20 protein-coding genes are annotated in these 22,976 nt (G+C 73.9%); 15 read left to right on the top strand and 5 right to left on the bottom strand.

From position 1 onward, the window contains the following. The first annotated feature begins 556 nt into the window (after positions 1-556). The 6 genes from PUR61_RS21675 (at position 557) to PUR61_RS21650 (ending at position 8,556) form a co-directional block, all read left to right on the top strand. On the top strand, positions 557-1,615 hold the full coding sequence (locus PUR61_RS21675) for a FecCD family ABC transporter permease (protein ID WP_329880889.1): 1,059 nt from the start codon (positions 557-559) through the stop codon (positions 1,613-1,615). Then, a complete protein-coding gene (locus PUR61_RS21670) occupies positions 1,612-2,673 on the top strand; it encodes a FecCD family ABC transporter permease (RefSeq protein WP_329880882.1) in 1,062 nt (353 codons plus the stop codon). The genes PUR61_RS21675 and PUR61_RS21670 overlap by 4 nt, the downstream gene beginning before the upstream one ends. 40 nt (positions 2,674-2,713) lie before the next feature. After that, the gene (locus tag PUR61_RS21665; RefSeq protein ID WP_329880881.1) at positions 2,714-3,643 is read left to right on the top strand and encodes an ABC transporter ATP-binding protein; all 930 of its coding nucleotides are present in this window, start codon (positions 2,714-2,716) and stop codon (positions 3,641-3,643) included. Between the two features lie 83 nt (positions 3,644-3,726). Then, positions 3,727-4,782, top strand: a complete 1,056-nt coding sequence (locus PUR61_RS21660; RefSeq protein ID WP_329880879.1) for an iron-siderophore ABC transporter substrate-binding protein — start codon at positions 3,727-3,729, stop codon at positions 4,780-4,782. Positions 4,783-4,874: 92 nt separating this feature from the next. Further along, positions 4,875-6,692 carry an ABC transporter ATP-binding protein gene (locus tag PUR61_RS21655; RefSeq protein ID WP_329880877.1) on the top strand — a complete coding sequence of 606 codons (1,818 nt, stop codon included), beginning with the start codon at positions 4,875-4,877 and terminating at the stop codon, positions 6,690-6,692. A 160-nt stretch (positions 6,693-6,852) separates the two neighbouring features. Next, positions 6,853-8,556 carry an ABC transporter ATP-binding protein gene (locus PUR61_RS21650; protein ID WP_329880875.1) on the top strand — a complete coding sequence of 568 codons (1,704 nt, stop codon included), beginning with the start codon at positions 6,853-6,855 and terminating at the stop codon, positions 8,554-8,556. Between the two features lie 50 nt (positions 8,557-8,606). On the opposite strand, the gene PUR61_RS21645 is transcribed toward PUR61_RS21650, so the two are convergent. Beyond that, on the bottom strand, positions 8,607-8,978 hold the full coding sequence (locus PUR61_RS21645) for a PPOX class F420-dependent oxidoreductase (RefSeq protein ID WP_329880888.1): 372 nt from the start codon (positions 8,976-8,978) through the stop codon (positions 8,607-8,609). Positions 8,979-9,230: 252 nt separating this feature from the next. After that, positions 9,231-11,072 carry a D-alanyl-D-alanine carboxypeptidase family protein gene (locus PUR61_RS45480; RefSeq protein ID WP_443035218.1) on the bottom strand — a complete coding sequence of 614 codons (1,842 nt, stop codon included), beginning with the start codon at positions 11,070-11,072 and terminating at the stop codon, positions 9,231-9,233. 319 nt (positions 11,073-11,391) lie between these two features. On the opposite strand from PUR61_RS45480, the gene PUR61_RS21635 reads away from it, so the two are divergent. From PUR61_RS21635 to PUR61_RS21625, 3 genes are all read left to right on the top strand, one after another. Beyond that, positions 11,392-12,753, top strand: a complete 1,362-nt coding sequence (locus PUR61_RS21635; protein WP_329880874.1) for an MFS transporter — start codon at positions 11,392-11,394, stop codon at positions 12,751-12,753. A 10-nt stretch (positions 12,754-12,763) separates the two neighbouring features. After that, a complete protein-coding gene (locus PUR61_RS21630) occupies positions 12,764-12,979 on the top strand; it encodes a hypothetical protein (protein WP_329880872.1) in 216 nt (71 codons plus the stop codon). Positions 12,980-13,117: 138 nt separating this feature from the next. Beyond that, a complete protein-coding gene (locus tag PUR61_RS21625; RefSeq protein WP_329880871.1) occupies positions 13,118-13,396 on the top strand; it encodes a chaplin in 279 nt (92 codons plus the stop codon). A gap of 63 nt (positions 13,397-13,459) precedes the next feature. Here PUR61_RS21625 and PUR61_RS21620 read toward each other — a convergent pair whose 3' ends face one another. After that, positions 13,460-13,756 (bottom strand): hypothetical protein, encoded by a 297-nt coding sequence (locus tag PUR61_RS21620; protein WP_329880870.1) that lies wholly within the window; start codon positions 13,754-13,756, stop codon positions 13,460-13,462. A 515-nt stretch (positions 13,757-14,271) separates the two neighbouring features. Here PUR61_RS21620 and PUR61_RS21615 point away from each other — a divergent pair. Further along, positions 14,272-15,267: an alpha/beta fold hydrolase gene (locus tag PUR61_RS21615; protein ID WP_329880869.1), complete on the top strand. Its 996-nt coding sequence runs from the start codon at positions 14,272-14,274 to the stop codon at positions 15,265-15,267. A gap of 292 nt (positions 15,268-15,559) precedes the next feature. Here PUR61_RS21615 and PUR61_RS21610 read toward each other — a convergent pair whose 3' ends face one another. Continuing rightward, the gene (locus PUR61_RS21610; protein WP_329880867.1) at positions 15,560-16,234 is read right to left on the bottom strand and encodes a Tat pathway signal sequence domain protein; all 675 of its coding nucleotides are present in this window, start codon (positions 16,232-16,234) and stop codon (positions 15,560-15,562) included. Positions 16,235-16,716: 482 nt separating this feature from the next. Between PUR61_RS21610 and PUR61_RS21605 the strand changes: the two genes are divergently transcribed. From PUR61_RS21605 to PUR61_RS21595, 3 genes are all read left to right on the top strand, one after another. Then, entirely contained in the window at positions 16,717-17,553 is an 837-nt protein-coding gene (locus PUR61_RS21605; RefSeq protein ID WP_329880866.1) for a TetR/AcrR family transcriptional regulator, read from the top strand. Positions 17,554-17,689: 136 nt separating this feature from the next. Next, positions 17,690-18,346, top strand: a complete 657-nt coding sequence (locus PUR61_RS21600) for a DUF6230 family protein (RefSeq protein WP_329880864.1) — start codon at positions 17,690-17,692, stop codon at positions 18,344-18,346. A 2-nt stretch (positions 18,347-18,348) separates the two neighbouring features. Further along, complete coding sequence (locus PUR61_RS21595) at positions 18,349-18,891, top strand: DUF6114 domain-containing protein (RefSeq protein ID WP_329880863.1); 543 nt, start codon at positions 18,349-18,351, stop codon at positions 18,889-18,891. 145 nt (positions 18,892-19,036) lie between these two features. Here PUR61_RS21595 and PUR61_RS21590 read toward each other — a convergent pair whose 3' ends face one another. Then, positions 19,037-20,164, bottom strand: coding sequence for an NAD(P)-dependent alcohol dehydrogenase (locus tag PUR61_RS21590; RefSeq protein ID WP_329880862.1), 1,128 nt, complete (start codon positions 20,162-20,164; stop codon positions 19,037-19,039). A gap of 127 nt (positions 20,165-20,291) precedes the next feature. Between PUR61_RS21590 and PUR61_RS21585 the strand changes: the two genes are divergently transcribed. Together PUR61_RS21585 and PUR61_RS21580 are read left to right on the top strand one after the other, a co-directional pair. Beyond that, positions 20,292-21,239 carry a helix-turn-helix domain-containing protein gene (locus tag PUR61_RS21585; RefSeq protein WP_329880860.1) on the top strand — a complete coding sequence of 316 codons (948 nt, stop codon included), beginning with the start codon at positions 20,292-20,294 and terminating at the stop codon, positions 21,237-21,239. Positions 21,240-21,635: 396 nt separating this feature from the next. Then, entirely contained in the window at positions 21,636-22,946 is a 1,311-nt protein-coding gene (locus tag PUR61_RS21580; protein ID WP_329880858.1) for a globin domain-containing protein, read from the top strand. Positions 22,947-22,976 lie beyond the last annotated feature (30 nt).

Genomic DNA, 22,976 nt, shown 5'->3' with positions numbered 1-22,976 from the left:
TCAGACTGCCCAGATGCCGCCGGGAGACACCGGTAAACAGCCGATGCGCCAGAACCGCCCGATTGACCATGATCCGCACGCCGCGATCATGCCACCCGCAGCACAAAGGCCCCACTCGCTATCACGCACCAACTCGTTAGCAGCGTCACCCGTGCCGTACCGCGCGCTGTGGTGAACGGCCTGACGTACGAGGGGAGAACAGTTCCGGTCGGGCGGTACCCCCACCGGGCGGAATTGAGCGGGGAAGGAGGGCTTCGCCCCCTCTTGTTCGGTCGACAGCACTACTCGATAAGGTGAGCGTTACCTAAGTTCCGTCGGTCGTCGGCCGTCGGTCGTCGGTGCGCCTGGACTCCCTCGCGCCTCCGGCCTCGACGGGACACCCGGCAGGCGGCCGTCCCGGCCGACCCGCCGGCGGGTCGGCCGACGTGCACGCAGTACGTGAGAGAAAGGAACGTCCGTGCCCCCTGGCACACGCCGTCGCTCCGGCGGCCCGCCCGACGGCGAGCACGAGGTCGCCGGGCGGCCCGGCGACGGTGCCGGGATAACCTACCTCGCCATGGGCACGATTTCAGCGGAACGCCCCGCACTTTCCAAGGTGGCAGGGCTCCGGCGGCGGCGAATCCTCGGTCTGGGCGTGGTGGGAGCGGTCCTCGTCGCCGTTGCGGTGCTCTCGGTCGCCGTCGGTGCGCGGGCGTTGACTCCCGCCGAGGTGTGGCACGGGCTGTTCGCGGGGCCGGACCCCGACCAGAGGAGTACGGAGATCAGGCTCATCGTGCAGACCGTGCGGGTGCCCCGGACGGTGCTCGCGATCGTGGCGGGTGTCGCGCTGGGCGTCGGCGGGGCACTGATCCAGGGGTTCACCCGCAACCCCATCGCGGACACCGGCCTGCTGGGGGTGAACACCGGTGCCTCGTTCGCCGTGGTGGCGGCGATCTCCCTGTTCGGGTTCACCGACCCGTTCCAGTACGTGTGGTTCGCCTTCCTGGGGGCCGCGCTCGCGGGTGTCGTCGTGTTCGGGCTGTCGAGCATCGGGCGGGGCGCCGGCAATCCGCTGACCCTGGCTCTGGCGGGCCAGGGGGTCGCGGTGTTCCTCGCGGCGATGACGACGGCGATCGCCCTGTCGGACAAGGCGGCGCTGAACGCCCTGCGGTTCTGGAACGCCGGCTCGGTGGCCGGCGTGCCGTTCCGGGTGATCTGGCCGGTGACCGCCTTCGTCGTGGTCGGGCTGGTGCTGGCCCTGGTCACCCTGCCCTCGGTCAACCTGCTCAACCTGGGGGACGACGTGGCGCGGGGCCTGGGGGTGAACATCGCGCTGATCCGGACCGTCGGCATCGTCGCGATCACGCTCATGGCGGGCGCGGCGACGGCGGCGTGCGGTCCTGTCACGTTTCTCGGGCTCATGGTGGCGCACGTGGCCCGGTACCTGGCGGGGCCGGACTACCGCTGGCTGGTGCCGTACGCGGGCCTGCTCGGCGCGGTGGTCCTGCTGGTCTGCGACATCGTGGGGCGCGTGGTGGTCCGGCCGGGCGAGCTGGAGGCCGGCGTCCTCGTCGCCCTCCTCGGCGCCCCGTTCTTCGCGGGTCTGGTGTGGCGAGGGAAGTTCAAGAACGCATGAACGTGACCTTGGAGAAGCGGGTGGCGGTGCCGGGCGTGCGGTTCGGCGGCCTGTCCTTCGTGTGGCGGCCCAGGATCGTGCTGGTCACGCTGCTGCTGACGGCGGCGACCTTCCTGGGTTTCTGCCTGTCCATCGCGGTGGGGGACTTCCCCATCGGGCTGCCGCAGGTGGTGGCCACGCTCTTCGGCGGCGGCGAGCGGGTCGACGAGTTCGTGATCATGGACCTGCGCATGCCGCGGGCCCTGGCCGGTCTCGTCGTGGGGTTCGCGCTGGGGGTGTCCGGGGCGCTCACGCAGTCCATCGCCCGCAACCCGCTGGCGAGTCCGGACATCCTGGGGATCACCGGAGGGGCGAGCGCCGTCACGGTGTTCCTGGTGACGGTGTCGGGCGGGTCGGCCGTCGCGGTCGCCGGCGCCGTCGGCCTCTCCGGGGCGGCGCTGGTGGGCGGTCTCGGCACCGGCCTGCTGGTGTACTTCCTGGCGTGGCGACGGGGGGTCGACGGTTTCCGGCTCATCCTCATCGGCATCTCGGTGAGCGCCGTGATGGAGGCGGTCACGACCTGGCTGCTGGCCACCGCCGACATCAGGGACGTGGCCCGGGCCCAGGCGTGGCTGGTCGGCTCGCTGGACAACCGTTCCTGGGGCGAGGTGTGGGTGGCGCTCTGGGGCACGCTGGCCGTCCTGGCCGTCGTGACCGGCGTCGCCTTCCAGTTCAAGCCGCTGCACTTCGGTGACGACGTGGCGGCCGGCCTGGGGGTGCGGTACGCGCTGGTGCGGGCGGTGCTGCTGCTCTGCGCGGTGCTCCTGGCCGGCTTCGCGGTGAGCGCGGCGGGGCCGGTGCCGTTCGTCGCCCTGGTGGCGCCGCAGGTGGCGATGCGTCTGACGAGGTGCCCGACGCCGCCGGTGGTGGCCTCCGGCACGGTCGGAGCGCTGCTGCTGATCGGCTCGGACCTGGTCGCCCGGACGGCACTGCCGATCACCCTGCCGGTCGGCGTGGTCACCGCCGCCATCGGTGGTCCCTTCCTCGTCCACCTCCTGGTGCGGGCGAACCGCCGCTAGGTGATAGAAAGGTTAGGCAAGCCTAAATAGAGGGGGCCCCATGGTCGCTGAGTACACCGGGACCGAGCCCGGGACCGAGTCCGGGATCAGGTCCGGGACCAAATCCGGGATCAGGTCCGGGACCGGTTCCGCCGCCGGGTCTGACGGCGTCCCGCGGCTGGCGGCCAGGGGTGTCACGGTCGGGTACGGCGACCGGACCGTCATCGACGCCCTGGACGTCACGATCCCGCCGGGGGTGGTGACCACGATCATCGGCCCCAACGGGTGCGGGAAGTCCACCCTGCTGCGGACCCTGTCACGACTGCTCAGGCCGACCCGGGGGTCGGTGGTGCTGGACGGTGAGGACATCGTCAGGCTCAGGACCAGGGACGTGGCGAAGAAGCTCGGCCTGCTGCCGCAGTCGCCCGTCGCGCCGGAGGGCCTGACCGTGGCGGACCTCGTCGCCAGGGGCCGGCACCCGCACCAGAGCTGGCTGCGGCAGTGGTCCTCCGACGACGCCTCGGTGGTGGAGCGCGCGCTGGCCATGACCGGGGTGTCCGACCTGGCCGACCGCCCCGTCGACGCGCTGTCCGGGGGTCAGCGGCAGCGGGTCTGGATCTCCATGACGCTGGCCCAGGGCACCGATCTGCTGCTGCTCGACGAGCCCACCACCTACCTGGACCTCGCGCACGCGGTCGACGTGCTCGACCTGGTGGACGACCTGCACGAGTCGGGGTGCACCGTGGTCATGGTGCTGCACGACCTCAACCTGGCCGCCCGGTACAGCGACAACCTGATCGTGATGAAGGCGGGTTCGGTCCTGGCGCAGGGTCACCCGCGCGACGTGGTGACCCCGGAGCTGCTGCACGAGGCGTTCGGCCTGCGGGCCGAGGTGATCGACGACCCGGTGGGTGACCGGCCGCTCGTCGTGCCGATAGGCCGGACCCATGTCCGGGGACGGGGCGGGCGGGAAGCCGGAGCTTCAACTTAGGCTAGGCTCACCTCATCACCCCAAACCAAGGCTCACCTGCCGTCATGCGGGGTGTCGGACAGCACGACAGCAAGGGATTCCGGATGCTCCTCGACCGAACGACACGAACGAACGCCTGGCGGCGGCTGGCGGCGGGCGTGTCCGTCGCGGCCCTCGGCGTGGGCCTCCTCGCCGGCTGTGGTTCCGACGCGGGGGACAAGAGCGCGAACGACAGCGCCAACGCCCCGGCCGCCACCGGCGCGTTCCCCGTCACCGTCGAGCACGCCTTCGGGTCCACGAAGGTCGACAAGGCGCCCAAGCGTGTCGTGTCCGTCGGCTACACCGACGACCAGACGATCCTCGCGTTCGGCGTTAAGCCGGTCGGCATGGTCGACCAGTACCCGAACCCGGTGGGGCAGAGCCCCGACATCAACACGCAGTGGCCCTGGGTCAAGGACAAGTGGGGCGACGCGCGTCCCGAGGTGGTCCTGAACAACGGCGACGCCGGCCCCAACTTCGAGAAGATCGCCGCCCTGCGGCCCGACCTGATCGTCGCGGTCTACTCCGAGATCGACCAGGCCGCCTACGACAAGCTCTCCAAGATCGCCCCGACGGTCGGCCGTACGAAGGCCGAGAAGGAGCCGTTCAGCGCTCCGTGGCAGGACAACGCGCTCCACATCGCCAAGGCGCTCGGCAAGGCCGACGAGGGTAAGCAGATGGTCCAGGGCATCCAGGACAAGCTCGCCGCGGTCAAGACGGCCCACCCGGAGTTCGCCACCCAGACCGCCGTCGCGCTCTCCTGGTACAAGGACTCGGTCACACCCTTCACCACCACCGACGTACGGGGTCAGCTCCTCGCCGGGATGGGCTTCAAGGGCCAGACCGAGATCGACAGGATCGCGGGGTCCGGGTTCTCCACGCAGCTCTCCCCGGAGCGCATGGACCTCGTCGACGTCGACCGTGTCTTCGTCATCAACGACAAGGTCGACACCGACGCGCTGAAGAAGTTCGACCTCTTCACCAACCTGAAGGTGTCCAAGGCCGGCAAGGTGTCGTACCTGCTGGACAGTGAGGGACCGGCGGTCGGCGCGGCGATGTCGCAGGCGACCCTGCTCTCCCTGCCGTTCGCCATCGACGAGCTCGCCAAGTCGGTCGGCTAGGGATCGTCGGACAAGCCCCGGGTTCGCTCCTCCGGATCACGTCGGAACAGAGGGTGGCGCGGCCGGCGGGATCCGACAGAGAGGACCTGGGTGTGAGCACCACGGGAACACCGGCCGCTCCGGCCACCCTGCGCACCACGGGCGGCCGTGAGGCAGCCCGATGGGTCGCCGCCCACTGCCGCGACACTCCGTGGCTGACGGCCGCCACCGTGGTCGGCACGGTGGCCGGGGCGGCGCTCCAGATGCTCCCGGTCCTCCTGCTCGGCCGCGTGGTCGACGGCGTGGTCCGGGGCGAGCCGGGCTCGTCCCTGCTCCCGATCGGCGCGCTGATGGTGGCCGCCGCGCTGCTCGGTGCGGCGGCCACCGCGGCGTCGACGTACCTGATCGGGAGGCTCGGCGCCGACCTGCTCGCGCACCTGCGGGAGGGCGCCGTCCGGGCCGTGCTGGGCATGCCGATCGCCCGGGTCGAGCAGGTGGGCCGCGGCGACGTCCTCTCCCGGGTCGGCGACGACGTCGCCGTCCTGTCCAGGGGCATCCGTTCGGCCGTCCCCACGGTGTTCTCCGCGGGCGTGCTGGTGGCCGTCGCCACGATCGGCATGTTCGGGCTCGATTGGCGGCTCGGCCTCGCGGGAGCCTGCGCGCTGCCCGCGTACGGGCTGGCGCTGCGCTGGTACCTCCCCCGGTCAGCCCCGCTCTACCGCAAGCAGCGCGCCGCCCAGGCCGACCGCGCGCAGGCGCTGATCAGCGGTCTGAACGGCATCGACACCGTCAGGGCCTACCGCCTGGAGGAGAAGTTCCGGGAGAAGGTCGCCGACGACTCGCAGCGGGTGCGGGACCACGGCGTCGAGGTGTTCCGCTTCTTCGGCCGGTTCGTCGGCAGGGAGAACCGCGCGGAGTTCATCGGCCTCGTCCTGATCCTCGTGGTGGGCTACGTCCTCCTGGAGACCGGATCCGCCAGCCTCGGCGACGTGTCCGCGGCCCCCCTGGTGTTCCACCGCCTCTTCACGCCGCTGGGCGCCATCATGTTCACCTTCGACGAGGCGCAGAAGTCGGGCGCGAGCCTGACCCGGCTCGTCGGCGTGCTGACGGAGTCCGCGGCGGAGCGGCTGGTGGGCGACTCGGCCCCCGCGCCGCAGGACGGCACCCCGTATCCGGTGACGGTGGAGGGGTTGACGTTCGCGTACCCGGGCGCCGAGAAGCCGGTCCTGCGGGACGTCACCCTGACGGTCCCGGCCGGTGGCTCACTGGCCCTGGTGGGTGCCACGGGCGCCGGCAAGACGACCCTGGCCGCCCTCGTCGCGGGCATCGAGACTCCGCAGACCGGGTCGGTCCGCGTCGGACCGGTCGACCTCGCCGACCTGGACGAGGTCGGAGCGAGGGCGCTGGTGAGCGTCCTGACCCAGGAGACGCACGTGTTCTCCGGCCCGCTCGCCGACGACCTGCGGCTCGCCGCGCCGGAGTCGACCGACGCCGAACTGATGGACGCGCTGCGCACCGTGGGCGCCGAGGAGTGGGTGGAGGCGCTGCCCGACGGGCTGTACACGGCGGTGGGCGAGGGCGGTGAACGGCTGGGCGGCACCGAGGTCGCCCATGTCGCCCTGGCCCGCCTGGTGCTGGGACGGGCGCCGGTGGTGGTGCTCGACGAGTCGACCGCGGAGGCCGGCAGTGAGGGCGCCGCCGAACTGGAGCGGGCCGTTCAGGCCGCCTGCGCCGGCCGGACCACGCTGTTCGTGGCCCACCGGCTGACCCAGGCGATGGCGGCCGACCGGATCGCCGTGCTGGACGCGGGACGCGTCGTGGAGCAGGGCACGCACGGGGAGCTGGTGGCCCTGGGCGGCCGCTACGCGCAGCTCTGGCGGGCCTGGAGGGGCGAGAGCCAGGCGATCCCACGTCAGGTCGGTCCGGCCTGAGTTCCCCGGGGCGAGCGCGGTGGGCGACCTCCCGTCCCTCGGGAGACACTCCACGCCGGCCGTACGTCCGGTCGGACTCCTGCGCCGGGAGTTCGGCCCCCTGATCACGATCCGTGATCTGTTCACCCTGCGAACCCCGGAAGCGATTGCCCCCACATCGATGACAACTCCTGACGTCCAGCGATCCCGCCGCCCGGGGTCCGACATACTCCGGACCGCGATCCGCCGCAACGCCGGTGCCATGGCCCGGGGCACCCTCCTCATGAGCCTCTACCAGGCCGGCGAGACCGCCTTCCCCATCGCGCTCGGTCTGATCGTCGAGCACACGATGCGCGAACGCAGCCCCGGATCACTCGCCCTGTCGGTCGCGGCCCTGGCCGTGATCACGACGACGGTGTCCCTGTCGTGGCGCTTCGGCATGCGCGTCCTGCAGAAGGCCAACACGACCGAGGCCCACCGCTGGAGGGTGCGGGTCGCGGCCTGCGGCCTCCAGCCGGTGGCCCCGGACACCGGCCTCAAGTCCGGCGAGGTGCTCACCATCGCCACCGAGGACGCCGACCAGACCGCCGACATCGTCGAGGTGGTGCCGATGCTGATCAGCTCCATGGTCGCGGTGCTGGTCGCGGCGGTGGCCCTGGGCACGGCGAGCCTGCGGCTCGGCCTGCTGGTCATGGTCGGGACCGTCGCCATCCTCTCGGTCCTCAGCGTGATGTCCCGGCGGATCGGCAGCAGCACCAAGGAACAGCAGGCGCGGGTGGCACGCGCGGGTGCGAAGGTCGCCGACCTGATCACGGGCCTGCGCCCGCTGCACGGTTTCGGCGGCAACCACGCGGCGTTCCGCTCCTACCGGAGGGTCAGCACGGAGGCGAAGGAGCAGGCGATCACCGTCGCCCGGGTGAACGGCGCCTACGCGGGCGCCGCGCTGGCGCTGAACGCGACCCTCGCGGCCTCGGTGACCCTGACGGCCGGATGGCTGGCCTTCGACGGGCAGATCGGCATCGGGGCGCTCGTCATGGCCGTGGGCCTGGCGCAGTTCGTCATGGAGCCGCTCCGGCTGTTCTCGGACATGCCGAAGTACGTGATGACGGCGCGCGCGTCGGCCGAGCGGATGGCCCTGGTGTTGTCCGCCCCGCCGGTGGCGGCCCCGGGGTCGGAGCAGCCGGCCCGGGGCGGGGACCTGGAGGTCGACTGCGTCCGGTACGGCTCCCTGCAGGGCGTGAAGTTCCACGTCCCGGCCGGCGAGTTCACGGCGATCGCGGCCTACCAGCCGCGGGTGGCGGCCGACCTCGCGTCCGTCTTCGCCGTGGCCGTCCCGCCGGACTCCTACGAGGGAGTGGTGCGGGTCGGCGGCCGGGAGCTCGCGGAGCTGTCGGTCGAGTCGGTCCGTGAGCGGATCCTGGTCAACCCCTATGACGCGGAGATCTTCGCCGGCACGCTCCGCTCGAACATCGACCCGTCGGGGACGAGCCGGACGGTGCCCGAGGCGGTCGAGGCGTCCATGCTGACCGACGTGGTGGCCCTGCACCGGCAGGGGCTCGACTACGAGGTCCGTGACCGCGGCTCGAACCTCTCCGGGGGGCAGCGCCAGCGGCTGTCCCTGGCCCGGGCCCTGGCCGCCGACACCGAGGTGCTCGTCCTGCGTGACCCGACGACCGCCGTGGACGCCGTCACCGAGCAGCTCGTCGCACGCAACATCGCGACGCTGCGGCGGGGCCGTACCACCGTCGTGATCACCAGCAGTCCGGCGCTGCTGGACGCCGCGGACCGGGTCCTCGTTCTGGACGGCGGGGTCGTCACGGCCGAGGGCACCCACCGCAGGCTGCTGGACACCGATCCGGCGTACTGCCTGGCGGTGACCCGGTGACCCGGTGACCGGGTCACCGGTGGCGGGGGCGGGCGCCGCTCCCGTGGGTGTCAGTCGGCGAGCGTGAGCCGGATGCCGACGGTGCCGCGGTTGCCGCGCCGCAACTGACTGCCGAGGACGGTGACCACGCCGAGCAGGCCGTACTTCTGCCGCAGCAGCGTCCGGTAGGCGGCGGTGCGCCCGGGGCCGAGGATCTCGGCGGTGGCCGGGTACGACTCGCCGGTCGGGTTGCCCCGCAGGTCGCAGGGGCCGACCAGGACGTCGGCGCGGTTCCGGATCCGCTTGACCTTCCAGGAGTCCGCGACGGTCCAGACGCCGAGTGCCTCCCCGTCCCGCACCACCCAGACGGGGGTCGGCACGGTGGTGCCGTCCTTCTTGTACGTGGTGACCAGCAGATAGCTGCCGGAGGCGAGGTGGACCAGGCGTTCGAGCCGCTGCTTCTGACGCTCGGCCGGGTCCTGAGGGTCCTGAGGGTCCTGAGGGTCCTGAGGGTCCTGAGGGTCCTGAGGGTCGTTCGGGCCGGAGGGCGGGGTGGGGGCGCTCATGGCGGGAATTCTAGGGCGCCGACCAGGGGGCTCTCGCGCGCCGGAGGCGGCACCGCGCACGCGGTGCCCCGCCGGTCCGGGGTGTCGCGAGGAGGAGCCCCGCCCCGGCCGGTGCCTCGGTGCCCGGGGTCAGACCCGCCGCCCGGTCCGGCCCGTGGTGAGCCGGGTCCGGGCCGACACGGCCAGCCCCCGGGCCCGGCGGGCGAGCCGGCGGCGTCCACGTCCGCCGACCGCCGTCGCGCCCGTGGCCCTGGCACCCACGGCCGTGGCACCCGCACAGGCCGCGCGCCCCGGCACGGCGGCGGGACGGAACCGGGGAGCGGCGTCGGGCCGGGCGGGGGTGCCCGGAGGGAACGCCGGGAGGGCGGGCGGGTGCGGAGCGGCGGGGGCGTCGGGCCCGGTGGGCGGTGCGACCGGGAAGGGGAACGCGCTCCACCGGGCGTATGCGGGGTACTGGGAGAACACCGTCGGAGCGGGGGTCGGCGCAGAGCCAGGAACCGGGCCCGGCAGGGCGGTGCTCGCGGCGGTCCTCGGGTGCAGACGCCGTCGGGTCCGGACCCGGGCCGCCGCCCAGAGCGCCAGCGCCCCGCACAGGGTGACCGCCGTCCAGCCGGCCGGCCCCAGTACGTGGTCGGCCTGCCGGATCGCGTGCGGCAGTACACCCGAGGCCGGCGCCTCGGCGGCCTCCGAGGCCGCCGCCGGGGCGGAGGCTCCCGCCTCCTCGACCAGGTGCCCGACCGGCTCGACCTTGCCCGCCGCCGCGAACCCCCAGTCCAGCAGCGCCGCCGCCTCGTCGTACACCTTGGTCTGCTGCTCCGGGTGCATGACCGTCACGAGCAGGGTGCGCCCGCCGCGTTCTGCGGCGCCGGTGAAGGTGGCCCCGGCGTTGGTGGTGTAGCCGTTCTTCACCCCGATCAGGCCCGGGTACCTGCCGAGCAGTCGGTCGGTGTTGGCGATGTCGAACGAGGAGCGCAGGCCGGTCGCCTTGTCGACCCCGCCCGGGAAGCGGGCGGTGCGGGTCGAGCAGTACGCGCGGAAGTCCGGGTTGCGCAGCCCGGCCCGCGCGAAGAGCGTGAGGTCGTACGCCGAGGAGACCTGGCCGTCCTGGTCGTAGCCGTCCGGCGAGACGACCCGGGTGTCGCGGGCCTGGAGGGCGTCGGCCCGGCCCTGCATCTGTGCGACGGTCCTCGCGATCCCGCCGTTCATGTGGGCGAGCACGTGGACGGCGTCGTTGCCGGAGGCGAGGAAGACCCCCCGCCAGAGGTCCTCGACCCGGTACGGCAGGTTCTCCTTGATCCCGACCAGGCTGCTGCCCGCACCCAGCTCCGCCAGCTCGGCCGGCGTCACCCGGTGCTCCAGGGCGCGGTCGAACCGGGGTAGCACGGTGTTGGCGAAGAGCATCTTGAGCGTGCTGGCGGGCGGCAGCGGCAGGTGCGCGTTGCGGGCCGCGAGCACCTCGCCGGTGGCCGCGTCGGCGATCAGCCACGATCGCCCGGTCAGCGCGGCGGGGAGGTCGGGCGCACCGGCGCGGAGGGCCACCTGGACGGCGGGGCGGCCGAGCCGCTCGCCGCCGACCACGGCGGCGGCGTCCTGCGCGGCACCGGCGCCGGGGAGGACGGTCCCGGACGCGGCTCCGGACGCTCGGGCGGTGGCGGTGGCGGTGGCGGTGGCGGTGGGCGCGGTGGCGGTGGGCGCGGTGGCGGCGGTGGACGCCGGCGTGGTGGGCGCCGTCGGAGCGGCGGGCCGGGCGGACGCCCGTGTGGGTGTCGCCGTGGCAGCTGCCGTCGTACGGGCCGCGGCGGTGCGCGCCGCTGCCGTGGGCGTCGTCGTGGGCTTCGCCGTCGAGGACGCCGCGAAGGCGGCGGCCGAGCCGGCTGACGACCCGGCGGCGAGGACGAGCGCGGCGACGGCGCCCGCCGCCGGCCTACCGGCGCGGGCACGTCTGCTGACGTGGAGTGACCTCTGCTGCACACCGCGAACGTACCCGGGCGCCCGCCGCCCCGCCCTGCCCGCTGCTCCGTCCGGGCCCGTCCCCGGAGCCGCCGGGCGCCGTCCGGTGCCGTCCGTGGACCCGTGGCGGTGCGGCCGGGGCGCCCACCCGTGGGCCCGCCGGGGTGCGCGGGACGCAAGCCCGGGTGGTGCTGGTACGGTTCGGAACCATGTTCGCTCCTCGTGCGTGACCGACCCGCCACGACCGCGCCCGTTCGACCGGCGCGGCGCTCCGGTGTCCCCGTACGCACCCGGGCCGAGGGCCGTCACGCCCCGCCCGGTTCTCCCGAGGAACGATCCCGTGTCCACGCCTTCGCCCGCGCCCGCGCGCACCCCGTCCGACGGCGCCTCCCGCCGTCCCTCCTACCGCGCCGTGCTCGGTGCACCGCACGCCCGCCGCACCTTCGCCGCCGCCCTGCTCGGCCGCCTCTCCTACGGGACGGTCCCGCTGGCGCTGCTGCTCGCCGTCCGCGACGCCACCGGTTCGTACTCGGCGGCCGGCGTGGCCATGGCCCTGTTCGCGCTGGCCAGCGTGCTCCTCTCGCCGGCCAGGGCCGCCCTGGTCGATCGGTACGGACCCCGGCGCGCCCTGCCGCCGATGGCCGGCCTGTACGCCGCACTGCTCCTGGCCGTGGCCGGCGCCACCGCGAGGCCGGGGGTCGAGCCGCCGGCCGTCGGGATCCTGGTGGTCGCCGCCGGGGCCTGCACGCCGCCGCTCGGACCGGTCATGCGGACGCTCTGGCGCCGGCTGCTGCCCGATCCGGCACTGCTCCGCCGCGCCTACAGCCTGGACGGGGTGGCCGAGGAACTGCTCTTCGTCACCGGGCCGTTGCTGGTCGGCGTGCTGCTCCCGGTCGTCGGCCCGGCCGGTGCCGTGGCGGTGGGCGCGGCCCTGGTCCTCGCCGGGACGCTGCTGCTGGTCGCGGCTCCGGCCGCTGCCCGTGCACCCTCGGCCGACGTACCTGCGGTGGTCCCGCCCGTCCCCGCCCGGACCGCTCCCGCCGTACCGCCGGCCTCCGGGCAGGTGGCCGCCGGTGGGGCTCGGGGCGGGCGGCCCGGAGGCGGGGGAGAGCTGCGCCGCGCGGTGCTCGCGGCAGCCGTGACCGGTCTCGGGCTCGGCGCCCTCGACCTGATGGTGGTCGCCTCCGCCGAGCAGCAGGGCCGTCCGGGGGCGGTCGGCTGGGTGCTGGCCGCCCTCTCGGCGAGCAGTGCCGTCGGAGGTCTCGCCCTCGGTGCGATCGACCGGCCGATGCCCAACGCGGCCCGGTTGCCGCTGTTGACCGCCGGGCTGGGACTGTCGCTGGCCGTCGCGGGGCTCGCGCCGAACCTCCTCCTGCTCGGCGCCGGTGTCGCGCTCGCCGGACTCTTCGTCTCACCCGCCGTCACCACCGCCTACCTGGTGGCGGACGAAGCGGTCGCACCCGACGCCCGGACCCGGGCCGGGGCCTGGGTGAACACCGCGCTCAACGCCGGTTCGGCCGGCGGTGCCGCGACCGTCGGCCTGCTGGTCGGACATCTGCCGCTGTCCCTCTGCTTCGCCCTCGCCGCGGCCCCGGCCCTCCTCGCCGTGCCGCTGCTCTCCGCGCCGGCCTTCCGCGGGCGCGACTTTGGTGGCGGCCGCCCGCTCCGAAAGTCGGATTCGGGTGACGACCTGGCGCTCTAGCGTCCGGGGAATGAAGAACCTGCTCGGATTCGTGAGCTTCGTCCTCGTGGTCGGAGGCATCAGCGGTCTCGTCTCGGACCACCTGTGGGGCTTGCACGTCTTCGGCTCCCTGCGCTACCTGATCCCGGCCGGGTACGAGACGGTGGGCTACCCGGTGATGATCGTCCTGGGCGCGGTCCTCGGCGGGGTGGTGGCCCTCCTCGACCGTGCGGGGCGCAACGACTGACGCGGACTCTCCGGTTCCCCGTTGGGCGAGGGGAGTGAAATTCGTTCGTGGGCATCCGAGCCGACGGCCCCGCCTGAGGGCGACGGCGCGCTCTGCCGCGCACGATCGGGCGAGGATCTCATCGGACGAGGGGTAAATATGATCAAGAAGATCGTCGTCGTCGCCGCTGCCGGCGGCCTGGTGCTCGCGGGTGCGAGCGCGGCCGTCGCAGGCTCGGGAGCCCACCACGGGTATGGCGGCCACGACCGGAAGCCCGTCGCCGGCTGCGCAGTCGGCGGGGACGCGGGCGTGGCGAACATCTGCGGCAATACGAACGTCTACAGCCCCAACATTCTGGGCGGCCTTCTCAACCTGCTTCCCCTGCCGCCGGTCAACGGCGGCGGAGGCGGGGGCAACAACGGCGGGGGCAACAACTGACCCCGACCGGCGCCGTCCCGCGCGCCCCCGGCCCGGGTGACCGGGCCGGGGGCGCGTCGGGCGTCACGTCCCCGCGGGCCGGGCCCGGGCCGCCGTCGGCAGTCCGGGCCCGGCCGCGTCGTGCTCACGGCCCGGGCGGGCGGTGGAGACCGCCGTGATGCCGTCGACCAGGAGATCGAGGCCGGTGCGGAAGGCCTCCCGGGTGCGGTCCGGGGTGGGGTCGCCGGTCGCGGACTCCGGGGCGTCGGCCTGCTGGAGCGCGGTCAGGAGGGGGAAGTGGGTGGCGAGGTGGGTGGCGAAGTGGGGTGCAAGGCCGACGAGTTCGGTGGACCGGTCCCGCCGGCACAGTTCGTCGGCCACGCCGGTGGCGGTCGCGGAGGTGCGGGCGTCGGCGGTGACCTGGGCGCTGCCGCGGACGAACTGTCAGAGTGTGGCGACCGCCCCCCGCAGGTGCCGGGGGTCGAGGGAGGCGGCCCGGAAGACTCGCAGCAGCGCCTCCATGGCGCCGAGTTCGGCGGGGCCGAGACCGGGCGCGCCTGGGAGACCTGGAGTACCCAGGGGTGGCGCAGGTAGCGCGCGTGGGCGTCCTCGGCCCAGGCGGCGACGGCGGGGCGTCAGTCCGGGGTGAGGTCGTAGGCGGTCGGCAGTTCGGCGCGGCTACTGGCGGCACAGCCCGACCCAGGACGACGCGCCGACGGCTGAGGACCTGGCGGACGCCCGGGAGGCGGTGGCCCGCGCCACGGGCGGCTGACCCGGTCCCCGAGTGGGCGGGCCGGGGCGGGGGGTTCCCGGGGGACGTCGCTGGGCAGGGTGAGGGCGAACGGTCGGGCGCCGTCCGTTCGATCCGGTGGCGAGCCGCGACCAGGGAGGGCCGCATGACCTTGCAGGCGTACGGGCACATCGCACACCGTCGGGTCGAGGTGAACGGAGTCCGGCTGCACGTCGCGGAACAGGGGGAGGGGCCGCTCGTCCTGCTCCTGCACGGGTTCCCGGAGAGCTGGTACTCCTGGCGGCACCAGTTCGCCCCGCTCGCCGCGGCGGGCTACCACGTGGTCGCCGTCGACCAGCGCGGCTACGCCCGCAGCGAGCAGCCCGAGCCCGTCGACGCCTACACGCTGCTGCACCTGGTCGGCGACGTCGGCGCCCTGATCGGCGCCCTCGGCGAGGAGCGGGCCGTCCTGGTCGGCCACGACTGGGGCGCCCCCGTCGCCTGGACCACCGCCACCCTCCGCCCCGACCTGGTGCGCGCGGTCGCGGGGCTGAGCGTGCCGCCGCTGCCGACGCTCGGGCTGCCGCCGCTGGCGCAGCCCCGACAGCTGTACGGTGACGGCTTCTACCAGATCTACTTCCAGCGCCCCGGCGTCGCCGACGCCGAACTGGCGGAGGACCTGCACTCCACCTTCCGCCGCATGCTCGTCGGAGGATCCGGTGACCGCCCCGGCTCCGAGCGGCCGCAGGCCTGGACGGTGCCCGAAGGGCAGACCCTGCTCGACACCCTCCCCGATCCGGAGAAGCTGCCCGGCTGGCTCTCCGAGTCCGACATCGAGGCCTTCGTCGCCGACTACGCCGAGCACGGCGAGCGCGCCTTCACCGGAGGCCTCAACTGGTACCGCAACATCGACCGCAACAACGAGCTGCTCGCGGGACTCGTCGGCCGCCTGGTCGAGGTGCCGGCCCTCTACGTGGTCGGCGACCGGGACATGGTGTCGGCGATGATCCCCGAGGAGGCGCTGCGCCGGCTGCTCGCCACCATGGCGCCCAAGCTGTACCGCCACGTCACGCTCCCGGGGGCCGGGCACTGGACGCAGCAGGAGCGGCCGGCGGAGGTGACGGCGGCCCTGCTCGACTTCCTCCGGCACCTGGACGGCTGAGCGCGGCGGCTCGTCGGACCGGCGGGCTCGTCGGACCGGTCGCGGGTGGGCGAGGAAGTCGCCCGGGCGGCGGGGGTTGCGGCAGGAGTGCCTCTCCGCCACCTCGGCGTACACGGGGGTGGCGGAGTCGCCGGTACCCCGGGGCGAGCGCCGCTCGGGATTCGGCCGGTGGACGCGGCCGTCCCCAATGGCCACCCGGCAGCGGGCGCCCGGTGCCGGGCCGCGGTGTTCGGGCCGCGGTGTTCGGGCGCCGCACGCCGCGCGCAGGTGCCGAGGGCCCTGCCGGGGGCGATCAGTTGATGTAGATGTGCGGGTTGCCGGGCACCGAGCTGTCGGTCACCGGCCCGTAGGTCGCGCTGAAGTACCCGGTCGCGAAACAGGTGCTCGGGCCGGAGACCTTCGGGAACGCCTGGGAGCCGAAGCCGATGGTCTGGCCGACGTTGCTGGTGGTGCCGGCGATGCTGCCCGGTGCGCGGTAGACGCAGGTGATGGTGCCGAGGACGGTCTTCAGCACCACCGTGGTCTGCAGCGGCCCGGCCGCGGTCGGGCTGAGGCTGACCGGGTTGCCGGCCGCGTCACTGACCGAGTTGGTGTACGGCAGGTTGTTGACCGTGATGCTCTGCACGCTGGTCACGCCGATCACGTTGGCGGTGCAGGAGCCGAAGGTGTGGCTGTTGAGCTGCTCGGTGGCCACGCCCGGGGCGGCCGGGTTGCTGGTCACGGTCGCGGAGAACGACGAGGTGGCGCACTTGATGCCGCTCGTCCCGGTCGCGCTGGAGTAGAAGGTGGCGTAGCTGCCGGTCACCAGGTTGGCGGTGAGGACGTCGCCGACGGCGACGTTCGGACCGCCGGGAGCGGTGTGAGTGAGCACGGCGGGGCCGGCGGCCTGGGCGGGGGAGACGGTGCCGGCGGCCAGCACCGCGGCGGCGGCGAGGGCGGCGGTACCGAGGGTTCGGCGGATGCGCATGAGGGTGTGCCTCTCTCCTGGCGGAGTCGGGTGGGGGGAGCCCGCGAGGTCGCGTGGGGGTGGCGTGCGGCGGTGGCCGGCCGAGGAGCGACCGCGACGGGGTGGTACGGGTGGTGGGGCACCGCGGACGGTGACTCGGCGGGCCCGGCGCCACGGGCCCGCCCGTACGGCGAGGCAGGTCGAGGTACGTGCCGGTACGGCGCCGTGGTACGGCGGGGCACCGGGCGGTACGTCGACGTACGTCGGGTACGGCGGCAGTACGGCGAGGAGGGTGCGGGTGGTGCGGATGACGCGCGAAGGGTACGGGTGGTGCGAGGGCACGCCGGGTGCACGTCGGCGGCTGCCACCGCCGGGCATGCGTTCGCCATACTGGACAGTCGGAACGCGTGCGGGTCTCCGGCGGCCTGGCCGCAGATTGGAAACCCGTCAGTGTTGTAAACCGGACGTCACGTCAATGTCAAGACAAAACACAGGAGTTGGCGATGAAACCGGAGTCAGCTACTCGTCGTGCGGACGTACTCCTGCCCGGCGCGCGCACCGGCCGGGACCCGGCCCGATCGATCAAACGCGGTCCGAGCCGGCTGCCGCCCGACGTGGTCGCCGCCACCCAACGGGAGCGGCTGCTCGACGGGTTGGTGCACACGGTGGCGCAACACGGCTACCAGCGAGCCACGGTGAGCGACATCTGCCGCGCGGCGGGGGTGACCAGACCGGTCTTCTACGAGCTGTTCACCGGCAAGGAGGACGCCTTCCTGGCCGCTCACCGGCACGGGACGGGGGTCGTGATCCGCCGGATGGCGGCGGCCTTCGCGGTGGCGCCGGACTGGTGCACCGGGATCCGCGAGGCGCTCCGGGCGATGCTCGAACTGCTGGCCGGGGTGCCGGCCTTCGCCACCATGGCGGTGATCGAACTGGACGCCGTGGGGCCGGCCGGGCGCCGCGAGCGGGACCAACTCCTCACCCGGTTCCGGGCCTTCTTCGCCGAGGTGCCGCAACTCCCCGACGGGGTGGCGGCAGAGGCGTTGGTCGATGCGGTCGTCGGCGGCGTCTACAGCATGCTCCAACGCTGCATCGACGCCGGGCGGACGGAGGAACTGCCGCGCCTGCTGCCGACGCTGAGCCTGTTCTGTCTGGCGCCGTTCCTCGGTCCGGAGGAGGCGGCGCGGCGCCTTGCGGCGGTTCCGGCACTGCCGGAGCCCGGTGCGCCGGAGCCGTCGTCCCCGACCGGGTCGGGCCCGGTCGGGGGTGCCCCGGACCGGGTCCGAGCGGTCGATGATCCTTCGTGCACCCGTATTGACCCCTTGAATACCGGGCAGTAGCTTCCCAGTTACCCACTGCGGATCCGACGGCCCGCCCCGCTGCCGAGAGGCGGTCCACCCGGCCGGTCCGCAGAACGCTGTCCGCGCCAGGACAACGTGCCTGTGCCTGCCCGTCCCACCGTTCGAGGGAGCACACATGGCCACGTCCGATGACGCAGCCCGCACCACCGAGACCACCGAGACCGCCGAGGCGCCCACCGGGTTCAGAGGACGGGTCCGGCTGAAGCGCACCGCGCTGATGGCCGTTCCCGCCGTCGCCGCCGGCGCCCTGCTGATGACCCTGACGGCACAGGGCGTGCTCGCCGCCCAGTTCGCCATCTCCGGCATGCCGTTCACCGTCACGGCCGACAGCCTGGACGGCGTCGGCTTCGAGCAGTTCGGCAGCCTGGACCACATGATCGAGAACAGTCCCAACGAGGGGGACACCGGCGGGCAGGTGCTGGTCGCCGTCTCCGCGATCAAGGAGGCCTCGCTCACCAGGCTCTGCCAGAGCGTGGACCTGGGCGGCATCAACCTGCTGATCAAGGCCGGGGACGCCGGGACGCCCGTCACCGCCACCGACCTCACGACCGACTCCGACCTGCTCTCGGGCGACGCGGAGTTCAAGAACATCGAGATCGGCGGCGACGCGAGCACCTACACCAAGGCCGGTGTCAAGGGCCTGCCGGGCGTCTTCGGGCAGCAGGCCGACACCGTGAAGATCCGCAACCTGCGGCAGCACAACTACGCCACCACGGCCGGGGCCTTCAAACTGCCCAACCTCCGGCTGACCTTCAGCTCGGAGGGCTGCTGACGGTGGCCGAGCCCGAACCCACCGCAGGACCCGCACCCGGGAACGCCTCCGCCGGGCAGGACGGCCGGCCGAGCAGCGACCAGGACGGCCGGCCGACCGCCGGGCAGGCCGTCGAGGAACGCCCCGCCCGGACCGGAGCCCGCCCCGGTCGGCGGGGCTGGCGGGGCCGACGGCCCTTCTGGGGCGGGCTGCTGGTCCTCCTGGGCGGCACGGAGATCCTCTTCACCCTCCGGGCCCCGCTGCCCGTCGTCCTGCACATCGGGCTCCAGGGACTGGCCGGCTACCTCGTCCCGTCGGTGATGACGCTCTGCGGCCTGCTGATCCTCTTCAACCCGGCCCAGCGGCTGTTCTACTCGATCGTCGCCGTCCTGGCGTCGCTGGGCAGCTGGCTCACCTCCAACCTGGGCGGGTTCCTGATCGGCATGCTGCTCGGCGTCGTCGGCAGCTGCCTGACCTTCGGATGGCTGCCCGACCAGCCCCCGCGCCGCCGCCTGCTGCGCCGGGGCTCCGGCCGCCGCAAGGCGGCCCGCCCGGCCGGGGCGTGAGCCGGGCGGGCGCCGTACCTGCGCCCCGCCCCCGGTGATCGGAGAGCACCGGGGGCGGGGATCCGGGTACCGGCTGCGCAGCCGGACCGCGCCGGACCGCGCCGCCGGACCGGGGAGGTCGGGACGGAGGCGGGGGACCGGGAGGTCAGATCGTCGCGGTGTCGATCACGAAGCGGTACCGCACGTCACTCGCCAGCACCCGGTCGTACGCCTCGTTGATCTGCTCCGCCCGGATCAGCTCGATCTCCGCGCCGATGCCGTGCTCGGCGCAGAAGTCGAGCATCTCCTGCGTCTCCGGCAGGCCACCGATCATCGAACCGGCCAGCGACCTGCGTCCGACGAGCAGCGCGTGCGCGTTGATCGAGACCGGCTTCTCCGGCGCCCCGACCTGGACCAGGGTGCCGTCGGTCCGCAGCAGCCCGAGGTAGCCGCTCAGATCGAGGTCGGCCGAGACGGTGTTGACGATCAGGTCGAAGGTGCCGGCCAGCTCGGTGAAGGTGGCCGGGTCGGAGGTGGCACGGTAGTCGTGGGCGCCCAGCTTCATCCCGTCCTCGCGCTTGCGCAGCGACTGGCTCAGCACGGTGACCTCCGCCCCCTTGGCACGGGCGATCTTCACCCCCAGGTGGCCGAGGCCGCCCAGACCGACGATCGCGACCTTGCGGCCGGGACCGGCGCCCCAGCGCGTCAACGGGGAGTACAGGGTGATGCCCGCGCAGAGCAGCGGCGCGGCGACGTCCAGCGGCAGCGCCCCGGGGATGCGCAGCGCGTAGTTCTCGTCGACCACCAGCTGCCTGGCGTAGCCGCCGTAGGTGGGCGCGCCGTCCCGGCCGACCGCGTTGTAGGTGAAGACCGCGCCGCTCCCACCGGTGCAGTACTGCTGGAGTCCGGCCCGGCAGCTGTCGCACTCCCGGCAGGAGTCGACGAAGCAGCCGACCCCGACCCGGTCGCCGACCGCCCAGCGGGTGACCTCCGGGCCGACCTCGCCGACCACGCCGGCGATCTCGTGGCCGGGGACCATGGGGAAGATCCCCGGACCCCAGTCCTCGGCGACCTGGTGGATGTCCGAGTGGCAGATACCGGCGTAGGCGATGTCGATCAGGATGTCGTGGGCGCCGAGCGCCCGGCGGGGGACGGTGGTCCGCTCCAGGGGGGCCTTCGGGGCCGGGGCGGCGTACGCGGCGACGGTGCTGCCGCCCGCCTCGGTGCGGGGGGCCTTGACGTCGCCGGCCTCGGCGTTCGTGTGGATGGTGTCCGTGACCGTGGTGTTCGTCATGCCTCAAGGCTCGGTCCGGCGGCCCGGGGTAGACAGACCAGTGCCTAACGTAGGCACGGCCTTCCTACCACCGGCAGTATCACCCTCCAGCACTCGCCGGGAGCCCGGTCGCACGCATACTGCAGACGTGGACCAGCGCACCGAACTCAGCGAATTCCTCCGGTCCCGGCGTGCCCGGCTCCAGCCGTCCGACGTCGGCCTGCCCGACTACGGCGGCCGGCGACGGGTCCCCGGGCTGCGCCGGGAGGAGCTGGCCCAGCTGGCGGGCGTGAGCACGGCGTACTACGTCCGGCTGGAGCAGGGCCACGGGGAGAACGTCTCGGCCGCCGTCCTGGACGCGATCGCCCGCGCCCTGCGGCTCTCCTCCGCCGAGCGCGAGCACCTGCGCCGCATCACCAAGCCCGCGCGCCGCCGCCCTGGTCGCGGCCGTTCCACCCGCCCGCAGCAGATCCGCCCCGAGTTCCAGCAGCTGCTGGACGCGATGGAGAGCGTCCCGGCCTACGTGCTCGGGCGGCGCCTCGACGTGATCGCGTGGAACCCGCTCGGCAACGCGCTGGCGGGGGACTTCGCGGCGCTCCCGCCGGAGCACCGGAACATGGCCTGGCAGGTCTTCCTCGATCCGGCCGCCCGCGAGCTCTACCTGGACTGGGAGACCAAGGCCGCCGACGTGGTCGGCATTCTCCGGCTGGACGCGGGCCGCGACCCGGACGATCCGAGGCTGACCTCGCTGATCGGCGAACTCTCCCTCAAGAGCGGCGAGTTCCGTCGTCTCTGGGCCGCGCACGACATCCGGGACAAGGGCCACGGCACCAAGGAGCTGCACCACCCGGTGGTGGGCCGGCTCACGCTGCGCTACGAGACGCTGCGCCCGGCGGAGGAGGCGGACCAGGTGCTCGTCGCCTATCACGCAGACCCGGGCTCGCCGTCGGCCGAGTCGCTCCGGCTGCTGGCCAGCTGGACCGCGACCGGGCCGGCACGGCCGTCCTCGCCGGCCGTCCGGCCGGACGGTGCGCCGCCGCCGGACGCCTCGCCGGTGCACGGGGACGCGGGGCGGCCCCCGACCCCGCCGGTGTAGCTCCCCGGGGAGTCCGGCGGCCCTGCCGGCAGCTCCCGCCCGGCCTGGCAGGCGTCGCCGCCCCCGCGTCCGGGCGTTGCCGGCGGCCGGGGCCCGTCGGGACGGCCGGGCCTCCCGGAAGCGTGCTGTCATGGCGGCACCCCGGTAGCCGCGCGGCCGCGGCCGTGGCGGCGATGGGTCGGGAGTCCTCTTTGTGGCGGGGTCGTTGGTCCGGTGGTCCCGGGAGGGCCGGGACCACCGGCCCTTTCCCGGTGGCGCGTCCTGCCGTCTACTGGACCGGGAGCCACCCCCGGGCCGCCGCCTGCCCGAAACCCGGTCGGGGCGGGTCTGTTGCCGGTCGACGGCGTGAACGGGCCTGTGCTGTCATGTAACTGACAGGTAGTTAGGCTGCCGGTCATGGAGATCAGCAGCACCACCACCGAGTACGACCGCCTGATCGCGCGGCACCATGCCATGCGCCTTCGCCGGCAGATCCTCACGCCGGCGTCGTCCCCGCTGGACTCCTTCCCCGACGCCCGTCCCGGCTCGCGCCCCGGCGGCGTCGGCCCCGGTGCCCTCGACGCCGGTGCGGGCGGGGACTTCGACGCCGCCGCCGACCAGCGGCTGATCATGGGAGCCCTCGGCCTGGTCGCCCCGTTCGCCGACCTGATCGACCACCTCTACGCGTGCATGTTCCGCCGCCGCCCGTACCTCCGGGCGCTCTTCCCGGACTCGATGGAGTTCCAGCAGGCCCACCTGGAGCGGATGTTCGACTACCTGGTCGAGAACCTGCACCGGCCCGCCCAGCTGTCCGCCACGCTCGCCCAACTCGGCCGCGACCACCGGAAGCTCGGGGTCCGGCCGGTTCACTACCGGGCCTTCGAGGAGGCCCTCTGCGAGGCGATCCGGCACCGGGCCGGATCCCGGTGGAGCGCCGGACTGGAGGACGCCTGGGTGCGGATGCTGCGGTTCGCGGTCGAGGCGATGGTGGCCGGCGCCGAGTCGGCGCTCACCGAACCCCCGTACTGGCACGCGGTGGTGGTCGGCCACGAGCGCCGCCGACCCGATATCGCCGTGCTGCGGGTCCGCACCGGCGAGCCCTACCCGTACCGGGCCGGCCAGTACGGGACGGTGGAGCACCCGCGGCTGCCGCACACCTGGCGGCAGTACTCGATGGGCTGTGCGCCGCGCGCCGACAACGAGTTGGAGTTCCACGTGCGCCGCACCGGCCCGGGCGGCGTCAGCGAGGCGCTGGTGGAGCACACGGCCGTCGGCGACCGGCTTCGGCTCGGGCCGCCGCGCGGCACGCTGATGCCGGACGACGACAGCCGGGACCTGCTGCTGGTGGCCGGCGGCACCGGACTCGCCCCGATGAAGGCGATCGTCGAGCAGCTGGTCGAGCACCGCCCGCGCGGTCGCCGGGTCCACCTCTTCGTCGGCGCCCGGGCCCGGGCCGACCTCTACGACTGGCCGTCGCTCGCCGAACTCGGCGGCCGTAAGCCCTGGTTGGAACTGGTGCCGGTGGCCGACGACGCGGCCGGCGGGCGACCGGGTGCCGGCCCGGGCCGCCGGCTCGCCGAGGCGGTCGGCCGGGCCGGCGACTGGTCCGAGCACCTGGTCTGCGTCAGCGGCCCGGCCGGCCTGGTGACCGAGGTCCGGACCAGGCTGGCCGCCGACGGCCTGCCGGCGAGCCGGATCCACCACGACCCGGTGCTCGGCCGGGTCTGACCGCCGCCGACGGCCAGGGCGACCGGCGGC

The organism is Streptomyces sp. BE20, assembly GCF_036322525.1.
Lineage (GTDB): Bacteria > Actinomycetota > Actinomycetes > Streptomycetales > Streptomycetaceae > Kitasatospora.
The sequence above is the reverse complement of the archived record's forward strand: the minus strand, read 5'-3'. Positions and strand labels throughout refer to the sequence as shown.

Bases quoted from the DNA above. Each gene is read 5' to 3' on its own strand.
- PUR61_RS21675 (WP_329880889.1), top strand. From the start codon at position 557: ATGGGCACGATTTCAGCGGAACGCCCCGCACTTTCCAAGGTGGCAGGG.
- PUR61_RS21615 (WP_329880869.1), top strand. From the start codon at position 14,272: ATGACCTTGCAGGCGTACGGGCACATCGCACACCGTCGGGTCGAGGTG.
- PUR61_RS21660 (WP_329880879.1), top strand. From the start codon at position 3,727: ATGCTCCTCGACCGAACGACACGAACGAACGCCTGGCGGCGGCTGGCG.
- PUR61_RS21665 (WP_329880881.1), top strand. From the start codon at position 2,714: ATGGTCGCTGAGTACACCGGGACCGAGCCCGGGACCGAGTCCGGGATC.
- PUR61_RS21580 (WP_329880858.1), top strand. From the start codon at position 21,636: ATGGAGATCAGCAGCACCACCACCGAGTACGACCGCCTGATCGCGCGG.
- PUR61_RS21625 (WP_329880871.1), top strand. From the start codon at position 13,118: ATGATCAAGAAGATCGTCGTCGTCGCCGCTGCCGGCGGCCTGGTGCTC.
- PUR61_RS21670 (WP_329880882.1), top strand. From the start codon at position 1,612: ATGAACGTGACCTTGGAGAAGCGGGTGGCGGTGCCGGGCGTGCGGTTC.
- PUR61_RS21630 (WP_329880872.1), top strand. From the start codon at position 12,764: ATGAAGAACCTGCTCGGATTCGTGAGCTTCGTCCTCGTGGTCGGAGGC.
- PUR61_RS21650 (WP_329880875.1), top strand. From the start codon at position 6,853: ATGACAACTCCTGACGTCCAGCGATCCCGCCGCCCGGGGTCCGACATA.
- PUR61_RS21605 (WP_329880866.1), top strand. From the start codon at position 16,717: ATGAAACCGGAGTCAGCTACTCGTCGTGCGGACGTACTCCTGCCCGGC.
- PUR61_RS21600 (WP_329880864.1), top strand. From the start codon at position 17,690: ATGGCCACGTCCGATGACGCAGCCCGCACCACCGAGACCACCGAGACC.
- PUR61_RS21590 (WP_329880862.1), bottom strand. From the start codon at position 20,164: ATGACGAACACCACGGTCACGGACACCATCCACACGAACGCCGAGGCC.
- PUR61_RS21610 (WP_329880867.1), bottom strand. From the start codon at position 16,234: ATGCGCATCCGCCGAACCCTCGGTACCGCCGCCCTCGCCGCCGCCGCG.